Annotated in this window: 19 protein-coding genes; 8 read left to right on the top strand and 11 right to left on the bottom strand. The window is 48.2% G+C overall.

The genetic code is table 11. The features are described from left to right. Nucleotides 1-121: 121 nt before the first annotated feature. Both KXJ80_RS14490 and KXJ80_RS14485 read right to left on the bottom strand, forming a co-directional pair. Nucleotides 122-1,912 (bottom strand): DUF3413 domain-containing protein, encoded by a 1,791-nt coding sequence (locus KXJ80_RS14490; protein ID WP_218738716.1) that lies wholly within the window; start codon nucleotides 1,910-1,912, stop codon nucleotides 122-124. Between the two features lie 66 nt (nucleotides 1,913-1,978). Beyond that, complete coding sequence (locus tag KXJ80_RS14485) at nucleotides 1,979-2,197, bottom strand: YejL family protein (RefSeq protein WP_109285825.1); 219 nt, start codon at nucleotides 2,195-2,197, stop codon at nucleotides 1,979-1,981. Between the two features lie 77 nt (nucleotides 2,198-2,274). Between KXJ80_RS14485 and yejK the strand changes: the two genes are divergently transcribed. Continuing rightward, complete coding sequence (gene yejK, locus KXJ80_RS14480) at nucleotides 2,275-3,303, top strand: nucleoid-associated protein YejK (RefSeq protein ID WP_218678578.1); 1,029 nt, start codon at nucleotides 2,275-2,277, stop codon at nucleotides 3,301-3,303. Nucleotides 3,304-3,427: 124 nt separating this feature from the next. Here yejK and ccpA read toward each other — a convergent pair whose 3' ends face one another. Continuing rightward, nucleotides 3,428-4,429 carry a diheme cytochrome c5 peroxidase CcpA gene (gene ccpA, locus KXJ80_RS14475; protein WP_218738715.1) on the bottom strand — a complete coding sequence of 334 codons (1,002 nt, stop codon included), beginning with the start codon at nucleotides 4,427-4,429 and terminating at the stop codon, nucleotides 3,428-3,430. 503 nt (nucleotides 4,430-4,932) lie between these two features. Between ccpA and KXJ80_RS14470 the strand changes: the two genes are divergently transcribed. Both KXJ80_RS14470 and KXJ80_RS14465 read left to right on the top strand, forming a co-directional pair. Further along, nucleotides 4,933-5,808 (top strand): 6-pyruvoyl trahydropterin synthase family protein, encoded by an 876-nt coding sequence (locus KXJ80_RS14470; protein WP_218738714.1) that lies wholly within the window; start codon nucleotides 4,933-4,935, stop codon nucleotides 5,806-5,808. Nucleotides 5,809-5,874: 66 nt separating this feature from the next. Next, nucleotides 5,875-6,795: a M23 family metallopeptidase gene (locus KXJ80_RS14465; RefSeq protein ID WP_172589242.1), complete on the top strand. Its 921-nt coding sequence runs from the start codon at nucleotides 5,875-5,877 to the stop codon at nucleotides 6,793-6,795. 70 nt (nucleotides 6,796-6,865) lie between these two features. Here KXJ80_RS14465 and KXJ80_RS14460 read toward each other — a convergent pair whose 3' ends face one another. The 3 genes from KXJ80_RS14460 to KXJ80_RS14450 form a co-directional block, all read right to left on the bottom strand. Next, nucleotides 6,866-7,126: a DUF5062 family protein gene (locus tag KXJ80_RS14460; RefSeq protein ID WP_011626406.1), complete on the bottom strand. Its 261-nt coding sequence runs from the start codon at nucleotides 7,124-7,126 to the stop codon at nucleotides 6,866-6,868. Between the two features lie 232 nt (nucleotides 7,127-7,358). Then, nucleotides 7,359-7,973 carry a VOC family protein gene (locus tag KXJ80_RS14455; RefSeq protein ID WP_218738713.1) on the bottom strand — a complete coding sequence of 205 codons (615 nt, stop codon included), beginning with the start codon at nucleotides 7,971-7,973 and terminating at the stop codon, nucleotides 7,359-7,361. 66 nt (nucleotides 7,974-8,039) lie between these two features. Beyond that, nucleotides 8,040-8,555, bottom strand: coding sequence for a L,D-transpeptidase family protein (locus KXJ80_RS14450; RefSeq protein ID WP_080612373.1), 516 nt, complete (start codon nucleotides 8,553-8,555; stop codon nucleotides 8,040-8,042). A gap of 157 nt (nucleotides 8,556-8,712) precedes the next feature. On the opposite strand from KXJ80_RS14450, the gene KXJ80_RS14445 reads away from it, so the two are divergent. Next, a complete protein-coding gene (locus KXJ80_RS14445; protein ID WP_037418109.1) occupies nucleotides 8,713-9,582 on the top strand; it encodes an ion transporter in 870 nt (289 codons plus the stop codon). A gap of 103 nt (nucleotides 9,583-9,685) precedes the next feature. Here the strand turns inward: KXJ80_RS14445 and ppx are convergent, their stop codons facing one another. Beyond that, nucleotides 9,686-11,203 carry an exopolyphosphatase gene (gene ppx, locus KXJ80_RS14440; RefSeq protein WP_218738712.1) on the bottom strand — a complete coding sequence of 506 codons (1,518 nt, stop codon included), beginning with the start codon at nucleotides 11,201-11,203 and terminating at the stop codon, nucleotides 9,686-9,688. Between the two features lie 42 nt (nucleotides 11,204-11,245). After that, nucleotides 11,246-13,408 (bottom strand): polyphosphate kinase 1, encoded by a 2,163-nt coding sequence (gene ppk1, locus KXJ80_RS14435; protein ID WP_055648431.1) that lies wholly within the window; start codon nucleotides 13,406-13,408, stop codon nucleotides 11,246-11,248. A 319-nt stretch (nucleotides 13,409-13,727) separates the two neighbouring features. Between ppk1 and yegD the strand changes: the two genes are divergently transcribed. Beyond that, nucleotides 13,728-15,191: a molecular chaperone gene (yegD, locus tag KXJ80_RS14430; protein WP_218738711.1), complete on the top strand. Its 1,464-nt coding sequence runs from the start codon at nucleotides 13,728-13,730 to the stop codon at nucleotides 15,189-15,191. 41 nt (nucleotides 15,192-15,232) lie between these two features. After that, a complete protein-coding gene (locus KXJ80_RS14425; protein ID WP_161629219.1) occupies nucleotides 15,233-15,706 on the top strand; it encodes a CreA family protein in 474 nt (157 codons plus the stop codon). Nucleotides 15,707-15,801: 95 nt separating this feature from the next. On the opposite strand, the gene KXJ80_RS14420 is transcribed toward KXJ80_RS14425, so the two are convergent. The 3 genes from KXJ80_RS14420 to pdsR all read right to left on the bottom strand — a co-directional run bounded on the left by KXJ80_RS14420 (nucleotide 15,802) and on the right by pdsR (nucleotide 20,011). Further along, nucleotides 15,802-17,001 (bottom strand): cystathionine beta-lyase, encoded by a 1,200-nt coding sequence (locus tag KXJ80_RS14420; RefSeq protein ID WP_259474456.1) that lies wholly within the window; start codon nucleotides 16,999-17,001, stop codon nucleotides 15,802-15,804. 125 nt (nucleotides 17,002-17,126) lie between these two features. Continuing rightward, complete coding sequence (pdsS, locus tag KXJ80_RS14415) at nucleotides 17,127-19,286, bottom strand: proteobacterial dedicated sortase system histidine kinase (RefSeq protein ID WP_218738709.1); 2,160 nt, start codon at nucleotides 19,284-19,286, stop codon at nucleotides 17,127-17,129. A gap of 32 nt (nucleotides 19,287-19,318) precedes the next feature. Beyond that, entirely contained in the window at nucleotides 19,319-20,011 is a 693-nt protein-coding gene (pdsR, locus tag KXJ80_RS14410; RefSeq protein ID WP_011622965.1) for a proteobacterial dedicated sortase system response regulator, read from the bottom strand. Between the two features lie 231 nt (nucleotides 20,012-20,242). Here pdsR and pdsO point away from each other — a divergent pair, with 231 nt between their 5' ends. Beyond that, nucleotides 20,243-21,040, top strand: coding sequence for a sortase-associated OmpA-like protein PdsO (gene pdsO / locus KXJ80_RS14405; RefSeq protein ID WP_218738708.1), 798 nt, complete (start codon nucleotides 20,243-20,245; stop codon nucleotides 21,038-21,040). Between the two features lie 45 nt (nucleotides 21,041-21,085). Continuing rightward, nucleotides 21,086-23,371 (top strand): marine proteobacterial sortase target protein, encoded by a 2,286-nt coding sequence (locus tag KXJ80_RS14400; protein WP_218738707.1) that lies wholly within the window; start codon nucleotides 21,086-21,088, stop codon nucleotides 23,369-23,371. Nucleotides 23,372-23,380 lie beyond the last annotated feature (9 nt).

Raw genomic sequence — 23,380 nt, 5'->3', positions numbered from 1 at the left:
ATTAGTTTAGTAATGGTGTGATTAATGTGATCAAGTTGTTGGCTTTGCAACACGCTACTCGCAATGAAATTGTTAAAACAAAAAGCCCTAAGTGATTTAGGGCTTTGAGGTAAAATACTTTTTAGTGATTGTAAAGGCGCCTGCCTTCTCGCATTACTTGTATAAGCTCAGGCGCACTCATCTTCTTATGCAGTCTGTGCTCAAAGTTTTCATCGTAAATGCGGTATTTACCATGGCGGTCGATGACGGTGATTTCCGACTGTTGGTAGATAGCAAAAATGCGACTGTCACCGATGTAAATCCAGGTCTCTTGGCTCGGTTGCAATAGGCTACGGCCTGCACTGTAGTCGGTGGGGTTATTGGTGCACCCTAAGATATGGGTCATCAAGGTAGGCACTACGCCATAGTGACTGGTGCGGTATTTAACCTTACTGGCACCGACATTGGGCCAATGAATGACCATAGGCACTCTAACACTCTCGGGTGACAGATTGCGCTGGGCTTCATCGCTGTTGCTGGTGAATATCTTGCCATTAACGCCAGTGATCACCACTAAGGTATCACTGGGCAACTCACTCACAATCGCTTGGATTTGTTTATCAATAAAATTCAACGATTGGCGATATTGGTTAAATAATACCTTTTGCGCGGGTTGTAAATTGGCATTGGCTTTGACGGTTTCAATGCCAAGGAAGCCCACTGGAGTATCAAAATTCTCTGGTGCCTTCAGATTGACGAGGGCAAACCATGGTCTCTGTTGTACGCTTTGCCATTGCTTAAAGTGGCCTACGCTGCGTAAGTCCGCATCGGCACTGCCATTGGTTTCTTTGGCGATGACGGGGGTAAAGTCATTAAACATGGCCTGGGCGGAGCGTAAATTCAGATTGGTTTCTGGGATAAACAAGCCTAGTTCATAACCTGCTTGCTTAAAGCTGCGGGTGATGATTGGACTTGTAGTATTGAAGATGCGTGCATCGCCATAGCTGCCTTGTAAACCATAAAGTAGGGAGAACATGCCCGTCTTAAATTGATTGCCGCCACTGTAGTGGTGAGTAAAATGCTGATTCTGCTCGGTGTATTGATGCAAAAACGGCATGGTCTTGGCGTCCACCATGTCGGCACGTAAGCTGTCGATGGTTAGCATTAATACGTTTGGTTTATTATCCGCTTGGCATTGCAGTGGCTGGATAGGGTAGCTGAGCACATTAGTGGCATGATTCGCGTCATCATCGATTTGGGATGAACCGTCAATGCCGTGGCTTTCCATAAAACTACGAGCCGTTGCGGGGTACGACAGCGGATACGTGTCATCGAAACGGGTGATTTCGGTGATATCAGCGGCATCGGCCCAAATATGGATCAAATGGCTGCTAACAAAGCATACTCCAACAAAGGCTATGACTTTATTGCCAAGATTGAGTTTTTGGATTTTTTCAATCCGTTTCCACAGGAAGTTCGCCGCCGTTAGCTCAATCACCAAAATGGCGATGGGCGTGACGATATAGGACGTACCGTGGAGTAGGGCGCTCAAATCGGCCCAGGCTAAATCAAAGGCGAAGGGACTTAAGTGCATGCCGTAATCGGCATAAACAATCGTGTCATACAATAAAATACACAGGCTTAAGGTGGCGATAACCGCTGCTAAGCCCCTTAAAATCTTGGAGTAAGGCAAGATTAAGGTCAGCGGGAATAGGCAGATCAAGTAGGCGATAAAAGCAAGAAAACTGAACTGGCCAATGGTGCTGACGGCGAGATAGCCCCAACCAAACCAGGTTTCGGGATAACCCACACTACTTAAATAGCGTGTGCCGACGATCATAGCCAATAGGCCATTAAAGAAGGCGAACCAATGTCCCCAGTTGATGAGTCGCGATACGCGATCGCGGCTCATTTGTTTTTTTCGCTCGACCATAGTGATCCGCTTATTCCTAAAAGGCGTTGTATCTTATGCTGTTTTAATCATTGTTACTCGACTAACTTAATTGGATTTCACCGATTGTGCGAGCGCTTTCGCAAATTGTTCGGCGACCGCTTGGCGAGATTCGCTTGGCACTTTGCGCTCGAGCAGGTGAGTGACACAGTTGCCTAGCGCCATCAGGCTTAAGTCAGTAGGAGCTTTGTGCTTTTCGAGTACCGCTAAAATTTCGGCGATTAATGATTCAACTTGTGTGTTTGAGTATTTCGATTGGATTGCCATAATCAAAAAATGTTTCACTTTGGAATGGATTAGCGGCATATAATAGCGGATTTATTCCAGCATCACTATCAGGGCTTATGAGTATTAACATCGAACAAGCAATTATTCACGAGATTTCCCAGGACAATCAGGGTCAATTACGCTGCCGTTTACGTCCTCAACCTCTGCTGAACGGTCAGGCTGTCGAGATGATGCTCGAAGAGTTGCATCAGACTTATACCAGCAAATCCGGCAAAGGATTCGGTTATTTTGGTATTCACGGTGATGATGGTGAGGCTAATCCGGCGTTTGCCAATGCACTAAAGGAATACCGTGCAGGGGATTTAGGTTTTGTCGAATTTACCGGCCAAGCCAGTAAGTTGTTGCAGGAAGAGTTGGCAAAATATGATTTTAGCCAAGGCGGATTCTTGTTGATGTCCTGCTATACCAACATGGCGAGTGATTATTTGTTTGTGGCGCTGCTCAGTGCAAAATCGTCAATGACGGTACTGGATGATATGGAGCTGTCACAAAATAACCATTTGGATTTAAACAATATCCAATTGGCAGCTCGAATCGATCTCACCGAATGGCAGGCCGATAAAGATTCTCGCAAGTACATCTCCTTTATCCGTGGGCGTGCGGGCCGTAAAGTCGCTGACTTTTTTCTCGACTTTATGGGCTGTGTCGAAGGGGTGAATACCAAGGCGCAAAACAAAACCTTGATGAACGCGGTGGAAGACTTTGTCGCCAGTAGTGACCTGACCAAAGAAGAACGTCAGCAATGTCGTAATAAAGTGTTTGAATATTGCTCCGAGCGGTTCGATGAAGGCGCCGATATTGAGATCAAAGATTTAGCGGATGAGCTTGCCGATCAAGGTATGGAGTCTTTCTATGACTTTGCCCGTGGTGGCAGTTATGAGCTGGATGAAGAATTTCCCGCCGATAAATCGACCTTAAGACAATTGAAGAAGTTTTCGGGTACCGGTGGCGGTGTCACCATTAGCTTCGATGGTGGCCATTTAGGTCAACGGGTGATTTACGATCCGATTTCCGACACAATTTTGATTAAAGGCGTGCCAGCAAACTTAAAAGATCAGCTAGATAGACGTCTTAAGGGCGAATAAGCCGCTTGGGATAATATCGCTTAAGCTTTAAGCGTCAGCTTTTAAGCACCAAGCATTAAACAAAAAGGCCGAGGAGTTTATCCTCGGCCTTTGTTTTATGCTAAATGCTTCTTAGGTTTAACCTTTATTTTGCTCCCGTCGCAAAAGGTACTGGGCGCGGCGTCGCTTTATTCGATGGCGGTAGGATCGGCAGGGTGATCTGTGGCTGTTCGCCTGTCAGTGAATTTAAGAACGCCACCATTTCCTTGGTTTCTTTGTCGGTAAGCTTTTGCCCTAACTGAATATCCGCCATGGTATTTACTGCTTCTTCGAGCGTCCATACGCTGCCATCGTGGAAGTAGGGATAGGTGAGTTCGATATTGCGCAGTGTCGGTACCTTAAACACAAACTTATCCGCATCCTTACCCGTTACGCCTTTACGCCCTTCGGCGGGGTTATTGGTGTGGAATGGTTTGATTAAGCCCATCTTCATAAACATAGTGCCACCGACCGCAGGGCCGTTGTGGCAGCTGACGCAGCCTTTGTCCTTAAACAGTTGGTAACCCGCTTTGGCTTCGCTGCTTATCGCATCCTGTTTACCTAATAGATATTGATCGAATGGGCTATTTGGCGTGACTAAGGTTTTTTCGAAGGCGGCAATAGCATCGGTTAAGCGGTCAATATCGACTTTTTCATCGCCGTAAACCTTGGCAAAGCGGGCACGGTAAGCGGGCATTGAGGCAATGGTTTCGGTGGCGAGTTCATGGGTAAAGCCCATTTCTTTGGGGTTGGCAATTGGGCCCGCGGCTTGTTCTTTTAAGTCGCTAGCGCGGCCATCCCAGAATTGCGCCAGCATAAAGTCAGCATTTAGCACGGTCGGAGAGTTTATTGGGCCTTCTTGCCAATGGTGACCAATCGATGTGGGCAGGGCATCCACGCCGCCGGTGGAGAGGTTGTGGCAAGAGTTACAGGAAATAAAACCTGATTTAGACAACCTTGGTTCAAAAAACAGCATTTTACCCAGCTCCACCTTTTCGGGTTCAGTGATTTTTGCTGGGGAAATGACTTCAATCGGTTCGGCGGCAACGGCGTAGCTACTCGCTACTATAGCTGTGAGGGTTATCGCGATAGCGGTAAGTTTTGTCATCTGGTTTTCTCCCTTATTAACCTTGTTAATTGTATGGTTTATGGGGCGATAGTAACGACTAAAATAGCTTAGGGATAACGCCTTGTTTCGATTGGGTCTATCGCTGTTGTGGATTAGGTTTTTGTGAGCTAATTCGCTGTTTTTACTCGATTAACTCTGTAGGGTTTGCGGTGTTTCGTTTAGGGTTTTGCTTGCTAATCTGTAGCGTCTATTAGTGTGCGGCTGAAACTATCTGTCGGTCACGATATGGCCGATTAAACGGTTTGCGTTATTTTGTGTTTGTTACTCATGCGATAGCAAACTATGGTGGGCTAAGTTCGTTTACACATGTCTTAAGATAAAAAGTATCTAAGAAAGGATTCATTTGTCGCGGGGCGAAGCAGAATTGATTAGAATCCTTATTATTTGGGTAAGCTTGGTGTCTGTCCAAGTGAGCGTGCTCGGCCATCGCTAAGTGGCGCAATCCCTATTAAGGCGGACTGTTTTTCTGCCGAGGAGAGTCAATGCAACTGTTTGTAAAAGATTTAACCGTGATCGATTTTTCTTACCTGTGCCCAAAGCGTGGCATGGTGGGGGAAAGCTGGATTGTCGATGTAGTATTAGAAGGCGGTCTAGACGAGCAAAATATGGTGCTCGATTTTGCCAAGGTCAAACGTGCTATTAAGCACACGATTGATGCCGTGGCGGACCATCGTTTATTGGTGCCTACCGCCTGCAGCGGCGTGCGTTGGCAGCAGCAGGGTGATCGGGTGTGGATGGATTTCGATAGCGCGCTCGGTGAGATCCACTTAGCTTGTCCTTCCCAAGCCTTTGCACTCGTTCCATCGGAACAGATTGATATTCCAAGCGTTAACGCCTTTTTACAAAAAGCCCTACGGGAAACTCTGCCTGATAATGTTGAAGGAATTAGCCTCACTTTAAGGCATGAGATCCTGAACGCGCCTTACTATCACTACAGCCATGGTTTGCGTAAACACGATGGTAATTGCCAGCGGATTGCCCACGGTCATCGCAGCCCAGTTCAAGTGTTTGAGAATGGAGTGTCCGCGCCGAAATGGGATGAGTATTGGGCCAAGCGTTGGCACGATATCTACCTCGGTAGCGAAGAGGATTTAGTCTCGGTGAAGACGTTAAACCTATCGCCACAAACGCGGATCAGCGATGACAGCCATTATGGTTTCCATTATCAAGCGCCTCAGGGGGATTTCCAACTGGCGATGCCCAAGGAATGTTGTGATTTGATCCCGCACGATACCACGGTCGAATTGCTGGCAGGCTATATGGCAACCACTTTAGCCACGAAAGTGCCTTCAAGCCAGTTTACTGTGATTGCCTACGAAGGTGTGGGTAAAGGCGCCATAGTGACCAAAGGGAATTAACCCTGTCGATTTTTTTAACGCCCTAATCTTTAGGGCGTTATTGTTTGAATAAGGAATTTTGAAAATATGCTAAACGCTGTACCTAATGCTCTACCTAAGTTGTTAAAAACGTTGCCGAACATGCTATCGCGCACTTGTAAGGCGGCGTTATTGCCACTTTTGACCCTGTTTAGCTTATCGACTCAAGCACAAGTGAGTTTTGACGGTAAATTTGAACAAGGTGCGTTAATTCGTGGTAAAGCACCAGCGGGTACGCAGGTAAGTCTTAATGGCGAGGCCGTTAAAGTGACGCCTGATGGTCATTTTGCCTTTGGTTTTGATAGGGACGCAGAGCTTATTCAACAGCTTACCTTAGTGTATCCCGATGGCTTAACTGAAGTTAAACCGTTAAATATCAAGAAGCGAGAGTACAATATTCAGAATGTTAAAGGGATCAGCAATAAGATTATGAAGCCCGATCCCGTGGCGCAGGAGCGAGCAGCAAAGGATACGGCGCAGGTCAAAGCGGCACGCGGGACTTTTAGTGAACAAACCGCGTTTTTACAATCGTTTATTTGGCCATTAACCGGCAGGATCTCGGGTGTATATGGTAGTCAGCGTATTTATAACGATGTGCCTGGCAACCCACATTTTGGTGTGGATGTGGCGGCGAAAACCGGCACTGTGGTGATCGCGCCCGCCGATGGGGTGATTAGCCTGTCGGTTCCCGATATGTTTTATTCAGGCGGGACTATGGTTATCGACCATGGTTATGGCGTGAGTTCAAGTTTTTTACACTTAAGCAAACTCTATGTGAATGCGGGTGAAACCGTTAAGCAAGGGCAAGCTGTGGCTGAAGTTGGGGCGACAGGACGAGCGAATGGTCCTCATTTAGATTGGCGATTGAATTGGTTCCAAATGCGCCTCGATCCGACAACCATAGTGCCACCGATGGCCACTGTGTTGGCGGCGGAAAAAGCACAGAAAGTGCAAAAAGTCGCGAAGTAACTCCCGCGTCTATTTCTTATTTCCACACAGGGCACCCAATCATTGGTGCCCTGTTTTTGTGTTTGAGTGCTTATTGCAATAAAGGATGATCTGTCGGCAGATGGCGGATGATCCACAGTACCAGTTTGTGTTTCATATTCGGGCCGTCTTCTTTATCTTTTGCTAAAGGTTGGATCAGATTATCGGTCACTAAAAGTCGATAAATACATTCCACTTTATCCTTGGGCGACACACCCTTGTCAAAGTCATCAAAACCGCGTTTTTTGGCGTAGCCGATCCCAATTTCGAGGGCGAGTTTGAGTAGCTGTGCCTCGTGCTTATGTGGCTTCATGTGCTGCATCCTTATGGGTATCACGGCAATGCGCATCGGCGACTCCCGTGGTCGATAACACAAAATCGAGAAAATCTAATGACTAACCAAAGTGTTAATAGCTTGAATCTAGGCTATTTCAACCGTTATTGCTGCTGATTTTTTCGCAAACTGCCTGTTTCATGCAATCCATTATAAGTAATTGGAATTGCTGTCACATTCCTAATGTTAACGGTTTGCGCCTCGATTGATCTTATATCTCCGCCTGTTCGCTGGCGATAACCGCTTTAATGCTGTGCGGGTGGATTTTGATACAGATATCGGCTCGTTTAAAGGCGATGGTGGGGTTAGCTAAGCGTTCTTTATCGCCCTTAGGCGAGCTAAATTTCACTTTTATTGGCGCTTCGGTTAAGGATGCCGAATGCCCTTGGAGTAATGGCACAAGTGAGGGGCTCAAATGAGTCAGTTCTTGGCTTAGACTGTCGCAGTCCTGTGCAGTGGATGGCAATACCAGCTCGATATGCTCCCAGCCTTCTTGAGGATAAATGGTATCGCCAGGATAGGGGAGTTCGACACAGTCGATGCTAAAGTTGCCGAGTCTTAAGGGCTTATCCAGTTCAATGATCAGGATTGTGCGACCATTAATTTGATTATCCGAGATGATCTGCCCGCGGGCACTTAAGGCTTGCTTGAGTGCATCGGCAGCGGCGATACTGTTCACCCTCAGGGCGACATGATCGCAATGCAATGCTTTATCTGCTAAGCCCAATTGGTCTAGAAACGCCAATATCTTCGCCTCAAATTCAGGCCATGTCTGTTCTAATGCTTCGAAGCTCAATACCTTAGCTTCTGTGTTTGCTGTTGACATCAAAAATCCTTAAAGCAGGTAACACAAATAAAAACGCCCATTTAACTGGGCGTATTCTGTGATGGCTTAGGGCCAAATCTCGATGGGTGTGCCTTCATCAACTGCTTTCCACACTTCGTCCATCTCGGCGTTAGTAATGGCGATACAACCATCGGTCCAGTTGTATTGCTGTGCTTGCTCAGGAGGGAGAGGCGAGCGTGGGTTCTGGCCATGAATCATGATCATGCCACCGGGTCTGATCCCTAGCGCTTTGGCTCTTAGCTTATCTTCTTCATTCGGATAAGAAATATGGATGGACTTATAATAGGCGCTATCGGACTTTTTATAGTCCAGAATATAACGGCCCTGTGGTGTACGTTGGTCGCCTTCAGTCAACTTATGGCCTGTCGGCAAGTCACCCATAGCAATGCGATATTGTTTCAGGACTTTGCCATCCCTTAATAAGGCCATATTGGATTCAGACTTAGTGATTACCACTAAATCGACTTTGCCAATACTCGATGAGGCGAGCACTTGGGGAGAAATCAGTGCGGCGAGAGTTATTGCCACAGTAATGGATTTGGAAAGTAGTGGTACGCGCATGTCTTCCTCTAAAATGACGCTATTAACGCTTTTTTTGCGCATCATACCGCAAATTTTTGCCAATGTGAGTAGATAATTTTGAGCGAGTAGCAATTGCATGGCAGACTTTGGCAATTAGGAGCAGATAACGCTATTTACCGCAAGGATGTTTTCCCCTATGTCAAACCATTCGCTTGAAAAACTGGACACTGAAAGCCCATTTAAACGTAAATTACGCATCATTATTTTTGGTACCGATACACCCGCTGGCCGTTATTTTGATCTTGGTCTGATCATTTGTATTGTACTGAGTGTGGCGTTGGTGTTTCTTGACACAGTTGAAGCGTTTCATCGGGATTATGGGCACATTATTCGGGTGTTAGAGTGGGTGTTTACGCTAATTTTTACCGTTGAATACGGTTTGAGGCTTTATTGCGCGACCCATCCAGTACTGTATGCCCGCAGTTTTTATGGGTTAGTGGATTTATTATCGGTACTGCCTAGTTATCTCGCGCTCTTTATTCCTGGAGCAAATTTTACCTTAGTGATTCGTGTGCTGCGACTTTTTCGGATTTTTAGGGTGCTTAAATTACTGCGCTACTTAAGCGAGGGTAATTTGCTGCTTAAGGCGATGATGCAATCTAGCCGTAAAGTGTTCCTATTTTTCTTTTCGGTGAGTTTAATCATCATGGTATTAAGTGCCGTGATGTATGTCGTTGAGGGGCCTGAGAATGGCTTTAGCTCTATTCCTAAGTCAGTATATTGGACTATTGTGACCATCACGACGGTAGGATACGGAGATATCACGCCGAAAACCGAACTAGGCCAAGCGATTGCCGCATTTACCATGTTGCTGGGTTACTCCATTATTGCGATCCCTACGGGCATTTTAACCGCTGAAATTTCCCAAGAAGCGGGACGGCATAGGGATCTGCGTACTTGTAATCAATGCCATAAAATGGGTCATGATTTAGATGCAACCTACTGTAATCGCTGTGGTTGTGAGCTTGATAAGCTCGAGATACCTCAAGGGAAGGGGGATAAATAGCATAAGGCGTTTATCAGCTCATCCCTTAGAGCACTCAATGTCTCTGAGGGATGAAATGCTTTTATTCACTGGCGATGCTGTTTAGCATGCCACTTTTTACTTCTTACGGTTTCTCTTGGCGCTGCTCAAGGCTTGAAACAAAACGCAGTTGCATCCCTAGGGACGCCATTTGTTTCTGTTCCCGCTGCAAATCCTTCATAAACAGGCTAATTTTACGTTTATGGCTGGGTAGCACTAGCATGAGGCCATCTGGAACCACTTGGATTTTCTCAAGCACTAAGGCTTTAGCAATACGGCCTAAATGCACTAATACTGCCAAGCGCAGTAGACAGGCGAGACGAATGAGGGTGAGTTTGTGGCTAGGCTCTAATTCGGCCAGTAGCAATTCATTGGGTTTCTTACGATGGTTAGCAATCAGTCTGGCTAAATCCTGTTGCAGCGCCTCACTAAAACCCGGTAAGTCACTGTTACTAATGATATAAGCACCGTGTTTATGTAATGCCTTGGAGTTGATGTGTAACCCAATTTCATGCAGGGTCGCAGCGTAGGAGAGTAAGCGTGCATGGGGTCTTAATCCCCATTCATCGGCGACTTGCTCAAACAGCGCCATGGCGGTGTCACGCACTTTAGCCGCATGGGGCATATCCACATGGTAAAGCTGGGCAATACTGTCAACGGTGCGGTGGCGAATGTCTTGATATTGGCCGATTTTGGCTAATTCGTAGAGCACGCCTTCGCGCAGGGCGCCTGGACTAAACTCCAATTGCTCAATGGGTAAGCGTCTAAAAAAGCTGATTAAAATCGCAAGGCCAGCAGGCACTAGCGGCGTGCGTTTATCATCGACATTAGCAAAGTGCACTTGGCTGATGTGTCCGCACTTAATCAGTTTCAGCTTTAATTGTTTGAGGCGGGCGAGGGTGACGACTTCATCACCATGTTCTTCTTGGATTGCTTCGCAAATAGCTTTTACGGTGCCTGAGCTGCCGAGCACTAAGTCCCAATCGCCACTGAAATATTCCTTCGACAGTGAAGCAAATTGTTTGTCGGCAGCGCTTTGCGCCCCGCGAAACGACGCTGGAGTAATTTGTCCATCGATAAAAAAGCGTTCATTAAAACTCACGCAGCCACAGCGTAGGCTCGATAAATGGGTAGGGGTATTTTTTTGCCCGAGCACCACTTCGGTAGAGCCGCCACCGATATCGATAACGATATTACGTTTCCCAAGTACTTGGCTTTGGGCAATGCCGTTATAAATGAGCCGCGCTTCTTCATGGCCAGAAATTACCTCCACTGGGTAAGGCATAATACGCAGCGCTGCCTCAATAAACTGCTCACGATTTTTAGCCACTCTTAAGGTGTGGGTGGCGACTAAGCGTACCTGTGCTTGGTCAAGGTTTGAAAAACGCTGATTAAAGTCCCGTAGGCAATTTAGGCCGCGTTCGATTGCATCAGCACTGAGAATATTTTGCGCATTGAGGCCTGTCGCTAACTGAACTTGCTGTTTTTCTTTGTGTAATATCTGCAAACTGCCGTCTTGCTCTCGGGCGATAACCAAGTGAAAACTGTTTGAGCCCATGTCGATGGCGACAAAGTGTCGCGGCTGTGAATGTGTGGCAACCAATCGGATTATCCTTAGGCAATCGAGACTAAAATAAAGCCAGCGTTAGCTGGCTTTGGCCTGTAATGCGGGATCGAGAGTCAGCGCTTGTGTTTGCTCTGCTTCAAGCTTTGCAGCTTCCCGTTGGGCGTTTAATTCTTGCTGCAACCGCTTTTCATAATTAATCAGATATTGATAAATGGCAATTTGAGAACGCACTTTACGTTTATTACCGCGATTACGATAAGGATTACTCTGTTCCTTATTGATAATGCGAGCCTTAGTATTATCGTTGAATTGTAACGATAAAATATCCATCACCATTTGTTTTAGACGCGGATCATAGATTGGTACGCTCACTTCAACACGGTTATCAATATTGCGGCTCATCCAATCGGCGGAGCAAATAAACAACTTATTTTCGCCACCCGCGTGAAATAGCATCACCCGAGAGTGCTCCAAAAAGCGGTCGACAATACTGTAGACTTCGATGTTATCGCTGATCCCCGGAATTTGCGGTATCAGCGAGCAAATTCCGCGGATCAATAATTTGACTTTGACGCCCGCAGCTGATGCTTCATAGAGCTTTTGTACTAGAGACTCATCGAGTAAGTTATTCAATTTTAAAGTAATCGCCGCCTTAATATGGCTTTGGGCGTTAACAATCTCTTTATCAATCAAATGGGTGAGCTTTTGTCGCGCATCATAGGGTGACACAATCAAATGCTGGAAGTTATCACGGCGGTAGGGATGTTCAATTAAGTCGAACACTTGCTCCACTTCGCGGGCGATTTCCTGATTGGCGGTAAAGAGGGACAAATCGGTATAGACCCGTGCCGTGCCTTCGTTAAAGTTGCCTGAGCCGACATGGCAGTAAAGCTTCATTTCGCCTTGCTCTTCACGGCCAATTAAGCACAACTTAGAGTGTACTTTTAAGCTGGTGATCCCATGGTGGACCTTTACGCCGGCTTCGGCGAGTACTCGCGTCCATTCAATGTTGGATTGCTCGTCAAATCTAGCCCGTAGTTCTATTACCGCAGTGACTTGTTTACCATTTTTGACTGCATCGATAAGTGACTGCATCACATGGGATTTTTTCGCTACCCGGTACAGATTGATGCGAATAAACCGTACCGCAGGATCGTAGGCGGCTTGACGTACCATTTCCGTAAAGTGGGAGAACTTATGGTACGGATAATTAAGCATAATATCGCCCATTTTGATCGCATCGAAACTGTTGGCACTGCGGCCAAAGCCCGAGCTATTCAGCGCGGGCAGTTTCTCGTTTTCGAGGTAATCACGGCTGGGATTGGGGAAGCCAATAAAGTCTTTGAAACTGTGGTAACGCCCGCCTGGGATCAAACATTCAGTAGAGCTGATATTTAAATTTTCCTTTAGCATTTCAAGCATATGTTCGGGCATTTCTTTGTCGTATACCAAACGCACAGGTTCAGCCGTCAGGCGCTTTTTCAGGCCCTTGGTCATTTTTTCTAGCTGAGTTTGTTCTAGCTCATCGGTAATATCAAAATCCGCATCGCGGGTGAGCTTCATCGAATAAACTTCAATCGCATCGTATTCAAAAAACGGTCCAAACAACTCATCCACACAGTGGCGGATAATATTATCCAGCAGGATCAGGTATTTTTTGGCTTTAGATTTCTCTGCTGGTAACTCAATAAAACGCGGGACATTTTTGGTGGGTACCTCTACGAGAGCATATTGTCTGCGCAACTTAGTGTATAAGCATACGCAAAGGTAAGTTGCATCATCGTTGATATGTTTTACGAGGTCGCGATTGTTATTGACGATAAGCGGCGCTATATGGCGTTTAAAATGATCGCGAAAATGCTTTTTAAGCCAGTTACTATGGAAGTCGCTTAATTGTTTTTCATTAATTAACAATATATTACGGCGAACTAATTCGCGCATCAGCTCGGCATAGATACTGTCGAAACGCTCCTGCAGTGCCATCACTTTGGATTGAATTTTTGCCATTAAGTGACGACTATTACTACGCCCTTCCTGCAGGGAAGACAGTAATATAGAGCGCCTAACTGCTGCGACCCGCACCCTGAAAAACTCGTCCATATTATTGGAGAATATACCCAAAAAGCGCACGCGCTCAACAATCGGCACATTGGGGTCGCAGGCCTCTTGCAGCACTCGCTCATTAAATGACAACCAAGAGAGTTCTTTATCAATCGACAGTTTATCGGTATTCGGGGACACTGCACAGCTCCTTTAAGCAAGCGTCATGGCGCAGTATACAATAGCATTCATACATCGGAGTGCAATCAGATTTACTGCTACAAATGAAGGGGTTTAAAGGCAAATTCCCCTTCGGGCGAAAGTCATTAGTCCATAAAGATACGAACGGAATATGTCAGATTGATGACCATTGTGACAAAAATGTGACTTTAACTTAACGTTGGCTAGTCGTGAGTTTACAAGGTAAAGGGTAGGATATGCACTAGGCTTTCTTTGGGATTGAGGCAAACTGTGTTAACGTGCTCGGCTTTTTATTGTGGTATGACTTAGAGGTAAGCGGATGTTTGTTGGATTTGATTATGGCAGTGCCAACTGTGCCGTTGGGATCATGCAGGGAGATGAAGTATCACTCTTACCAATATCCACCGATTCAACTTATTTACCGTCAACGCTATATGCGTTGGACCGAGAGTTAATTGCCGAAGCCGTTTATCGCGCTCTTCCCACAGAATTAAAAGCCGATTATGCCCAAAAGCGCGCCGCGCAATTAAGCCGCGCCCGTATGGTACGTCATGAATTAGATCTCGATGCCGAGACGCCAGCGGTGTTTGTGGGTGAGCAGGCCGTGGCCGCGTATCTTGAAATGCCGGAAGAAGGTTTTTATGTCCGTTCGCCAAAATCCTTTTTAGGTGCAACCGGCCTTAGACCCGAGCAAGTTGCCCTGTTTGAAGACATAGTCACTTTAATGATGCAGCATATTAAAATGCGCGCCGAAGCCGTACTCGCCGAAAAGGGCGTAACATCCGCAGGCGAAGCCAGCATTACCCATGCAGTGATTGGTCGCCCAGTGAACTTTCAGGGCATTGGTGGTGAAGAGAGTAACCGCCAAGCCGAGGCCATTTTAACCTTAGCGGCGAAACGGGCGGGGTTTGTCGATGTGGCATTTCTGTTTGAGCCGCTTGCCGCGGGTATGGACTATGAAGCCAGCCTCAAATCCGATCAAACCGTACTGGTAGTCGACGTCGGTGGCGGTACCACCGACTGTTCTGTAGTTAAAATGGGGCCTAAGCATCAGGCGAATTTCGATCGCAGTGCCGATTGTCTTGGCCATAGCGGCCAGCGTATTGGTGGTAATGATCTGGATATCGCATTGGCGATGAATGCCTTTATGCCGCACTTTGGTTTAGGTTCGCTTATGGGGAATGGTAAACCTATGCCGAGTAATCCCTTTTGGAATGCGGTGGCAGTAAACGATATTAGTGCCCAGCGTGAGTTTGCCACCTTAAGCACTCGCAAGTTGATAGATGAACTGATCAAAGAAGCTGAGCAGCCACATTTATTAAAAAGATTGCTCAAAGTGCAGCAACAACAGTTAAGCTACCAAATTGTACGTTTAGCCGAGCGAGCTAAAATAGCCTTGTCTGAGGCTCAAACAACTGAAAGTTCACTGGAATTTATTGAGGCCAAGCTCAATGTTCAAGTGAGTCGCGATTGTTTTGAAAATGCCATTGAACCGTCATTGACTAAGATAGAAGCCTTAATGCACCAAGCACTGACTCAGGCGGCCAAGAGTCTTGCTGGCAATGGATTAGCACCAGAAGAACTGGCTGTCGAGGCTGGAACCTATGAGTGCCAACCCGATGTGATTTATGTGACGGGCGGTACCGCGCGTAGCCCAGCGATTTACGCTAAAATCACTAGCCTTTATCCCGACACCCCCGTGGTCGTCGGTGATCACTTTGGCTCGGTGACGGCGGGGTTAACGCGCTGGGCACAAAAGTGTTTTGCTCATAAGGAAGGATGATGAATAAGGATAAACAGATGAAAAGAGTCAATAAAGTTGTAATGTCTTTGCTGACTGTGACGCTAGCTGGGACGGTACTCACGGGTTGTGGCGATGACGTAGGTAAAGTGAGCCTTGGGTTATTTACCACTAAGGATGTGATTATCGATGCCAAGCAGGATCCTAAAATCCCTGGGGTGACCTGCCATATTAGCCGTATCGAAGCGAACCTCGATTTTGCCGATCCTTCGGATATGGGCATAAGTTGTCGTCAAACAGGGCCGATTTCCGCCGCCGATATCGCCAACATCGATAAGAGTAAACACGGCGAAGTGGTCTTTACCGAATCCTTAAGCATCTTATTTAAAAGCTTAAAAGTGCGCCGAATTTACGATGCACCCAATCAAACCCTGCTGTATTTGTCCTACTCGACCAAAGAGACGAATGGCAGCCACAAGCATGCCTTATCGACCGTGCCTTTGTACGGCTCTCAGGCGTGGATTGACCCCGCAATAAGCGCGGCGCAGCCAAAATAGTAAAAGTGGATTAAGCCGAAGTAATACGATAGTGGGGCACAGTGAAGGCGGGTAAGCTCTCGCCTTCACTGTTTAGCACATAATCTGTTTAAGCCTTATTTGGCCTTGGCAGCGAGTACGGCATTAAAGCGCTCGAAGCCTGCGCTGAGATCGGCAATTAAATCATCGGGATCTTCTAGGCCAATATGCACACGGATCAACGGCTTGCTTGCATCCCATTGGGTAGCACTGCGGATTTTTTCAATCCCGAAAATCCCTAGGATCAGACTCTCATAACCGCCCCAAGAAAACCCCATTTTAAAATGCTGCATATTTTCAACAAGGGCGGTGACAGCCTCCTGATCCCCTTGCTTTAGCACGAAGGAGAACAGACCATTGGCTGCGCTAAAGTCGCGTTTAAAGAATTCATGTCCTGGGCAGGTATCAAAGGCGGGGTGACGTAAATGGTCAACCTCGGGTCGCGTTTTCAACCAGTTAGCCACTTTTAGGGCATTTTTCTCATGCTGCGCCATGCGCACGCCTAGGGTACGTAATCCGCGTGTAGCGAGATACACATCATCGGGAGAAGTCGTTTGCCCCAATAAATAACTGCGCTCACGCAGCTGCGGCCAGTGGTTTTCGTTGGCGGTTGCGGTGCCAATCATTACATCAGAGTGACCGACGATATATTTGGTCGCGGCTTGAATCGACACATCGACACCCATCTCGAAGGGCTTGCTATTGATTGGCGAGGCCCAAGTGTTGTCGAGAATGGTCACTAATCCATGTTCATGGGCGATACGGCAGAGGGTCGGGACGTCCTGCACTTCCATGGTGATGGAGCCGGGAGACTCCAAAAACAGTACCTTAGTATTGGGGCGAATAAGCGCGCGGATGCCTTCACCAATCAGGGGATCGTAATAGGTGGTCTCAATATTAAAACCCGCCAGAATATGGCTACAAAGATCGCGGGTTGGCTCGTAAACACTGTCGACCATCAGCAGGTGATCGCCCGCCTGTAAAAACGATAACAAAGCCGCGCTAATAGCCGCCGCACCCGAGGGATACAGCGCTGTACCTGCGCCACCTTCGAGCTCACTGATCGCCGCTTGAAACGCAAAATGGGTTGGGGTGCCGCGGCGGCCATAAAACATTTCGCCATTGGTTTTGTTTTTAGCGGCGTGACGCATGTCTTCCATGGTGTCGAAGACGATAGTGGATGCGCGAAATACGGGCGGATTAATCACGCCCTTGGTCCATTTTTTATCTCGACCGACGCTGACGATTTGGGTGGCTAGCTGATGTTTATCTGTCATAGGGCTTACCTTGGCAAGTCAGTTTTTATGTTGTTATCCATTGTGATGGCCGTCATCTTAGCATCTGCCCGTGAAAATGGCAGGAGGCAAACAGATGAGTTTGCCTCAAGTTGTAAGTCTTTGTATTAGCTAAGCGGCAGGGTGACCAGAATATCGACCCCATCGTTTTCGCTGCGATTACGGGCCAAAATTTTCCCTTGGTGGAATTCGGTCACAAGCCGCGCAATATATAAACCTAAGCCAAGGTGAGGTTTATCTTGGGCTTGATTGGCCCGCACCGAGACCATGGAATCGAAGATCTGCTCCGACATATCCACTGGCAACTGTGGTCCTAAGTTACTGATAAGCAGAGTAGCCTGTTTGCCAACTTGGGTGAGAGTCACTTCAATTGCACTGCCTTGATGACAAAACTCGATGGCGTTAGCGATAAGTTTGTCCATCAATTGGGCGATGTATTCGGGCACGCCCTGCATCATCAAAGGTTGCTCGGGCACTTTGACGCTAAATTGCTGCTCAGGGTAGGTCATTTGATAGCCTTGCATACAACCGCTCACCACTTGGGATAGCGGGAACTTAGTCACATCGGCCTGAGTTAAGCTCTGCTCGAGGCGCGTTGCCTCACTCATATTGTTCAAAATCATGCTTAAACGGCTTACCCCTTCTTGGGCGCGGTCGACATATTTTTGGGTGTCTTTATCTAAGGTTTGCAGATTTAAGTGCTCTAAAGAGGAGCGCACCACTGCCACCGGCGTGCGTAGTTCATGGGACAGGCGTGACGACATATTCTCTAAATAATGAGTGTATTGACCCAAACGACCGACAATGCTGGCAAAACTGCGGGATAAGTCGCCAATCTCGTCCCGCGCCTTGGAGGGTTTTAAATGGTTACGCACCCGGCCTTGGCTGTCGATAGCATTCTCGGCTTCATCGCGCAGTTTGCGGATACGATTCGAAATACTCGAGGCGAAGAAAAACAGCGCTAAGGTGCCCATGCTCATAATGGTCAGGATCACGTTAAACAGTTTTTCCAGCGCGCGGTTACGCAGGGTGCGAATACCGTGGGTGGTTTCTTCGGCCACCACGGCGCCCATCACATTGTTATCAATCCAAATGGGGCTGGCGGCCGCCAACACCACTGCTTTATTGTCCGGCGTCAGTCGCCAGGTCGAGCTTTGTTGTCCCGCAAGGGCTTTTTGAATATGGCTACCGTCGAGTTCGGTCGAGTCCTGTAGGGAATCGATAAAATCCTTCGGCGGTTTAGTGAGGATTTTATAGTAGAGTGGGTGTAGGTAGTCGCGCTGAAACCGCTGCCATAGTGAGTTGCTATTTTCATCATCGAGGGTGCGCGTCCACACACTGTTGCTGTCACGGATATCGCCAGACTTCGCGAGCACGCGGCCGTGTTTATCGACCACCCAAATCCGCGAGCTATAGTGGCTCATCCCTTTGATAATACTTTCAATTTCGGGTGAGGGCACCAACACTGTGCCCAGCTTGTCGACGGTATCTAAGGCTGAGGTGCCAACCACTGCGGTCACATCACGGTATTTGCTGTCGTTGACATCGGCAATGGCAAATCCTAGTTTGCTGCCCACCATATCCAAGGGGATACGCAGTTCGATATTGTAGCCCACATCCGTGGTGGCCCATTGCCCTTGAATACGCACCTCGGGTGTCACTGGCACGGTTTGTTTAGGATTTGCGGGCAGCTCGAAGGCACTGATCCAACCGGGCTGGGTCGTAGCCACGATATAACGCTTAAATTTATTGTCGGGAGCAAGGGTCGCAATCGACAGGTGATCGTTTCTATCGACGCTTAAGGCATTTTTACCCCGAAACACCACATTGGGATCGACCACCTGAAAAAAGGCATACAGATAACCATCGTACTGACCCACCATATGGGTAAAACTTAAGGTGAGCGGCGCGCTGGGATCTGCACGCATGATGAGATTCGCCTCACCGTACTGGATAAATCTGTGCTGATATTCCTGCCATTCATTGAGTTTGCCATCGAGCAGAATCGCGCCCGCTAAGGGGTAAGCATAGAGATCGCGACTCTTTTCCACCTGCTTTAAAAAGCTGGCCTGACCGTCGAACAACTTGGGGCGCTCATGCAAGGCGGTCGCTAAGGCTTGGGTGGTGCCCTCTAAGGTGCGTTCCTGACCGTGGCGCAGGTATTTTTCCATCTCCCACACATATTGGTACCCCAGCCAAGGTAGACAGAGTAAAAACAGGCTAAGGCCAATAACTTTAGTGCGAAGACCGAAGGGAAAACGTGTCATAGAATGCTGGCTAATCTGCTATTTGGCATGGTTTAGGCTAGGCTGTCCCAGCGATAGCCCATACCATAAACGGTATCAATACAATCAAATTCGGGCGCGGCGGCCATAAACTTCTTACGGATGCGCTTCACATGGGAGGTGATAGTACTGTCATCGACAAAAATCTTCGCCTCCTGCATCAGCTCATGGCGGCTACGAACGTGCCCCGGGTGCTTGGCAAGGGCGTGCACCATCCAAAACTCGGTGACTGTGAGTTCAATCGGGATCTGGTTCCAAGAAACCTGCATCCGATTGGCGTCGATAGTAAGCGGTCCGCGCTCCAGTAAATTTTCCTGCGGCGTTTGGCTGGTGGCTAGCTCAGAGCGGCGAAACAGCGCGGCTAAACGCGCCGTCAAATGGGGGAAGCTCACTTCTTTGCTCAGGTAATCATCGGCGCCTAAACGCAGGCCGCAAACTGTATCAAAATCGCTATCCCGCGCGGTTAAGAAGATGATCGGCAAAGTGTTCGACATGGCGCGCAGGGACTGACACAGCATAAAACCGCCGTCAATCTCGTTGCCAAGGCCAATATCGATAATGGCTAAATCCGGCAGACGGGTATTAAACGCCAACATGGCAGATGGCCTGTCGGCATAGGTTTGCACACTGTAACCGTGTTGTTGCAACACATCCTTGTAATTTTCGCGAATGGCCGCTTCATCTTCCACAATGGCGATACGTTTCATTAGCCATCTTCCTATTGACTGCTGGGGATAAGTTTTCGTGACTATACAGGAATTTATTTCTGAGAAAAGCTCCCGAATGCAATTGCCATTTTGTTGCCACAATTGATAGTCGCATTGCCATTTTCCATCCCCGCTTATGCCATGGCACTTGTGTTTAATACGCTCATTCCGTTTTACCGGCCGCGCTAATGACTTAGGCGGGTAAACGCAGCACAAATCAAAAGGAATGAGATGATGAAAAAGACGCTGATTAATATCTTGGTACTGAGTGTACTCGCCGGGCCCATCGCCAATGTATCGGCAAAGGTGTCGCTACAAAATCAACCTCTGCTCATAGAGCCACAGACAGAGCTAATGATTGAGCAAGAGGAGGATGACGGCGAAGCGCTGATAGGTCTTGGCGGCGGAGCGCTACTTGGCGCCCTAGTGGGCGGCCCGGTTGGCGCCATTATCGGCGGATTTACTGGCTCCTTAATCGGCCAGTCGGTATCTGATACCGACACGGTTAAAACTCAGCAACAACATATTGCCTTGCAGCGTCAACAATTGACGAGCTTATCGGCCAAACAACAGGCTAGCGAGCAACGCGCCGCCGAATACGCCTTAACCCAAAAGCAACTCGATGAACTGCTCGCCGAGCAACAACAACTGTTTAGTGAATTGGCGCTGGGTATGAATGTGCAGTTTCGTACTGGCTCTGCGGAGCTTGAAAGCCATTTTTTGCCCCAATTAGACAATGTCGCCAAGGTGATGAAGCGCTTGAGCGAGTCCAATCTCGAGCTGAAAGGTTATGCCGACCGCCGCGGTGATCTGGCCTACAACCAAGCGCTCTCGGAGCAACGTTTGTTAGAAGTGCGGGGCTACTTGATTAAACAAGGCGTTGCCCCCGAGCGGATCACCACCCAAGCCTTCGGCGCCGGAATGCCACTCAATGATCAGCAAGACAGTGAATCCGATGTGTTCGATCGCCGAGTCACTCTGACCATGCAGCCTAACCAAGGGCTGATGGCGAGCCGCGTGACCGAATAATTCAACAATATCAATCGAATTCAATCAAGATCAGGAGCCTTTGTGATGATCACTGGGAAAAGGGTAAAAGAAGTTTGTCAAACACTGGCGATGCTAATGATCGGCGCCTCCATCTGTTGGGGGCTCCCCTTTGCGGTGTTAGCCTCACCTAATAGTGTGGGCACCTTATCGGCACCACAAAATATTGCGGCGACCTTCGATGAACACACGGTAAGTACATTGCCAGCTTTTAGTTTCGATGATGTCACCCAAGGGATGTTGGTGTATCAAACCGCCAGCGGCCGTTTAATGCCATCCTTACCTGTAGATACGCAAGTGTCGATGCAGGTCTCTGGGTTAACCAATAGGGTGAGCGTAAAGCAGGTTTTCAGTAATCAAACCGGATTTGTCCTCAATGGCCGCTATCTGTTCCCTTTACCCAATGAGGCGGCGGTAGACTCACTGCGTTTGCACATTGGTGAGCGGATCATCGAAGGTCAAATTCACCTAAAACAGCAAGCAAAACAGATTTTTGAACAGGCCAAAGCCGAAGGAAAACGCGCCAGTCTAGTCAGTCAAGAACGGCCCAATATGTTCACGACCGAAGTCGCTAACCTTGCTCCCGATGAGGAGTTGGTGGTCGAAATCAGCTATCAAGAAACCATTCACTATGAAGATGGTCTCTTTAGCCTACGTTTTCCGCTGGTGGTGGCGCCGCGCTATATTCCAGGCCTAACACTCGGTGGAAACCAGAGTGAGCGTGTGACCAGCAGCCAAGTCTTCGATGCCGACCGGATTATCGCCCCGATCCGCGATGCCAATAGCGAGGCGGATCCCGTACTCAAGGCCGATATTAAGGTCAAGCTTGGTGACGACGTGGAAAAATCAGCCGTGGTGAGTCCGTATCATCCCATTACGATAGAGGAAAAACAGGGCCAACTGACGGCGGCCTTAGCTAATCGCGTGCCCGCCAATCGTGACTTTGTGCTGCAATGGCGTCTTAAGCAGGGCACGAGTCCCGTGGCTTGGGTATTCAACCAAACGGGCAAAACCCATGTGTCACAGGACGACAATGCGAGTGCAGACAGTGGTTCAACTGCCAGTATTAATGCCAATAGCAATAGCAACAACACCGATAACTACAGCTTAGTGATGGTCCTGCCGCCCAAAGTCGAGGCGAGTGAACAACTTAACTTGCCCCGTGAGCTTATTTTAGTGATTGATACTTCGGGGTCGATGGCGGGGGATTCTATCATTCAGGCAAAAAATGCCCTGCGTTATGCGCTGCGCGGTTTAAGGCCACAGGACAGTTTTAACATTATCGAATTTAACTCTGATGTGTCTTTATTATCGCCAACACCACTGCCCGCGACCGCGAGTAATCTCGCCATGGCACGTCAGTTTGTGAATCGTTTGCAGGCCGATGGCGGCACCGAAATGGCGCAGGCTTTAAATGCCGCGCTGCCAGGGCAGGCGTTTAACACAGCGTCGGCTGAGGATAAGTCGTTAAGACAAGTGATCTTTATGACCGATGGCTCCGTCGGCAATGAGTCGGCGTTATTTGAGTTAATCCGTAATCAAATTGGCGACAACCGTCTTTTCACCGTCGGTATTGGCTCGGCGCCGAACTCGCATTTTATGCAGCGTGCGGCTGAACTTGGGCGCGGTACTTTTACTTACATTGGTGATGTGGATGAGGTGGAGCAAAAGATTAGCCAATTACTGGGCAAAATCCAGTATCCGGTACTCACCGATTTACAGGTGCGCTTTGACGATGGATCTGTACCTGACTACTGGCCAGCGCCAATCCCCGATCTATACCGTGGTGAGCCGGTATTGATCAGCCTAAAGCGCCACCCACGTGAGCCTCAGGAACTGGTGATCTCCGGTCGTCAGGGCCATAAAAACTGGCAACAGTCGTTATCTTTGCAAGCCAATGACGCAAGCCATTCTGCAACTGATGCTGCGCAGCCTGCGGCGGGGCTCGATTTACTCTGGGCGCGCAAACAGATTGCGGCCTTAGAGCTGAGTAAAAACGGCGCTAACGATGACAAGGTCAAAGAGCAGGTCACGGCGCTGTCGCTGAATTATCACTTAGTCAGCCCCTATACCAGCTTGGTCGCGGTGGATTTAACCCCCATCACCACGAATGCGATAAGCCGAGATGCGGTGGTGCGCCAGCATTTACCCTTGGGTTGGCAGCCAATGGGTGTTCTACCACAAACATCGACCTCGAGCCGTTTCGACATGCTCTTAGGGGGCGGCGTGTTACTGCTTGCCTTGATGTTGGCGCTGTCGATTCGTCGCCAGCAGCGGCAGCAACGCGCGCTGTCATTAGCGCTACACACTTGAGTCATGTCC

The sequence above is a fragment of the Shewanella xiamenensis genome, assembly GCF_024971755.1.
Lineage (GTDB): Bacteria > Pseudomonadota > Gammaproteobacteria > Enterobacterales > Shewanellaceae > Shewanella > Shewanella xiamenensis.
Note: the sequence above shows the minus strand (reverse complement) of the source record. Positions and strands in the feature narration are given on the sequence as shown.

Excerpts from the sequence above, each read along its gene's own strand:
- KXJ80_RS14490 (WP_218738716.1), bottom strand. The coding sequence starts at position 1,912 with ATGGTCGAGCGAAAAAAACAAATGAGCCGCGATCGCGTATCGCGACTC.
- KXJ80_RS14485 (WP_109285825.1), bottom strand. The coding sequence starts at position 2,197 with ATGGCAATCCAATCGAAATACTCAAACACACAAGTTGAATCATTAATC.
- yejK (WP_218678578.1), top strand. The coding sequence starts at position 2,275 with ATGAGTATTAACATCGAACAAGCAATTATTCACGAGATTTCCCAGGAC.
- ccpA (WP_218738715.1), bottom strand. The coding sequence starts at position 4,429 with ATGACAAAACTTACCGCTATCGCGATAACCCTCACAGCTATAGTAGCG.
- KXJ80_RS14470 (WP_218738714.1), top strand. The coding sequence starts at position 4,933 with ATGCAACTGTTTGTAAAAGATTTAACCGTGATCGATTTTTCTTACCTG.
- KXJ80_RS14465 (WP_172589242.1), top strand. The coding sequence starts at position 5,875 with ATGCTAAACGCTGTACCTAATGCTCTACCTAAGTTGTTAAAAACGTTG.
- KXJ80_RS14460 (WP_011626406.1), bottom strand. The coding sequence starts at position 7,126 with ATGAAGCCACATAAGCACGAGGCACAGCTACTCAAACTCGCCCTCGAA.
- KXJ80_RS14455 (WP_218738713.1), bottom strand. The coding sequence starts at position 7,973 with ATGTCAACAGCAAACACAGAAGCTAAGGTATTGAGCTTCGAAGCATTA.
- KXJ80_RS14450 (WP_080612373.1), bottom strand. The coding sequence starts at position 8,555 with ATGCGCGTACCACTACTTTCCAAATCCATTACTGTGGCAATAACTCTC.
- KXJ80_RS14445 (WP_037418109.1), top strand. The coding sequence starts at position 8,713 with ATGTCAAACCATTCGCTTGAAAAACTGGACACTGAAAGCCCATTTAAA.
- yegD (WP_218738711.1), top strand. The coding sequence starts at position 13,728 with ATGTTTGTTGGATTTGATTATGGCAGTGCCAACTGTGCCGTTGGGATC.
- KXJ80_RS14425 (WP_161629219.1), top strand. The coding sequence starts at position 15,233 with ATGTCTTTGCTGACTGTGACGCTAGCTGGGACGGTACTCACGGGTTGT.
- KXJ80_RS14420 (WP_259474456.1), bottom strand. The coding sequence starts at position 17,001 with ATGACAGATAAACATCAGCTAGCCACCCAAATCGTCAGCGTCGGTCGA.
- pdsS (WP_218738709.1), bottom strand. The coding sequence starts at position 19,286 with ATGACACGTTTTCCCTTCGGTCTTCGCACTAAAGTTATTGGCCTTAGC.
- pdsR (WP_011622965.1), bottom strand. The coding sequence starts at position 20,011 with ATGAAACGTATCGCCATTGTGGAAGATGAAGCGGCCATTCGCGAAAAT.
- pdsO (WP_218738708.1), top strand. The coding sequence starts at position 20,243 with ATGATGAAAAAGACGCTGATTAATATCTTGGTACTGAGTGTACTCGCC.
- KXJ80_RS14400 (WP_218738707.1), top strand. The coding sequence starts at position 21,086 with ATGATCACTGGGAAAAGGGTAAAAGAAGTTTGTCAAACACTGGCGATG.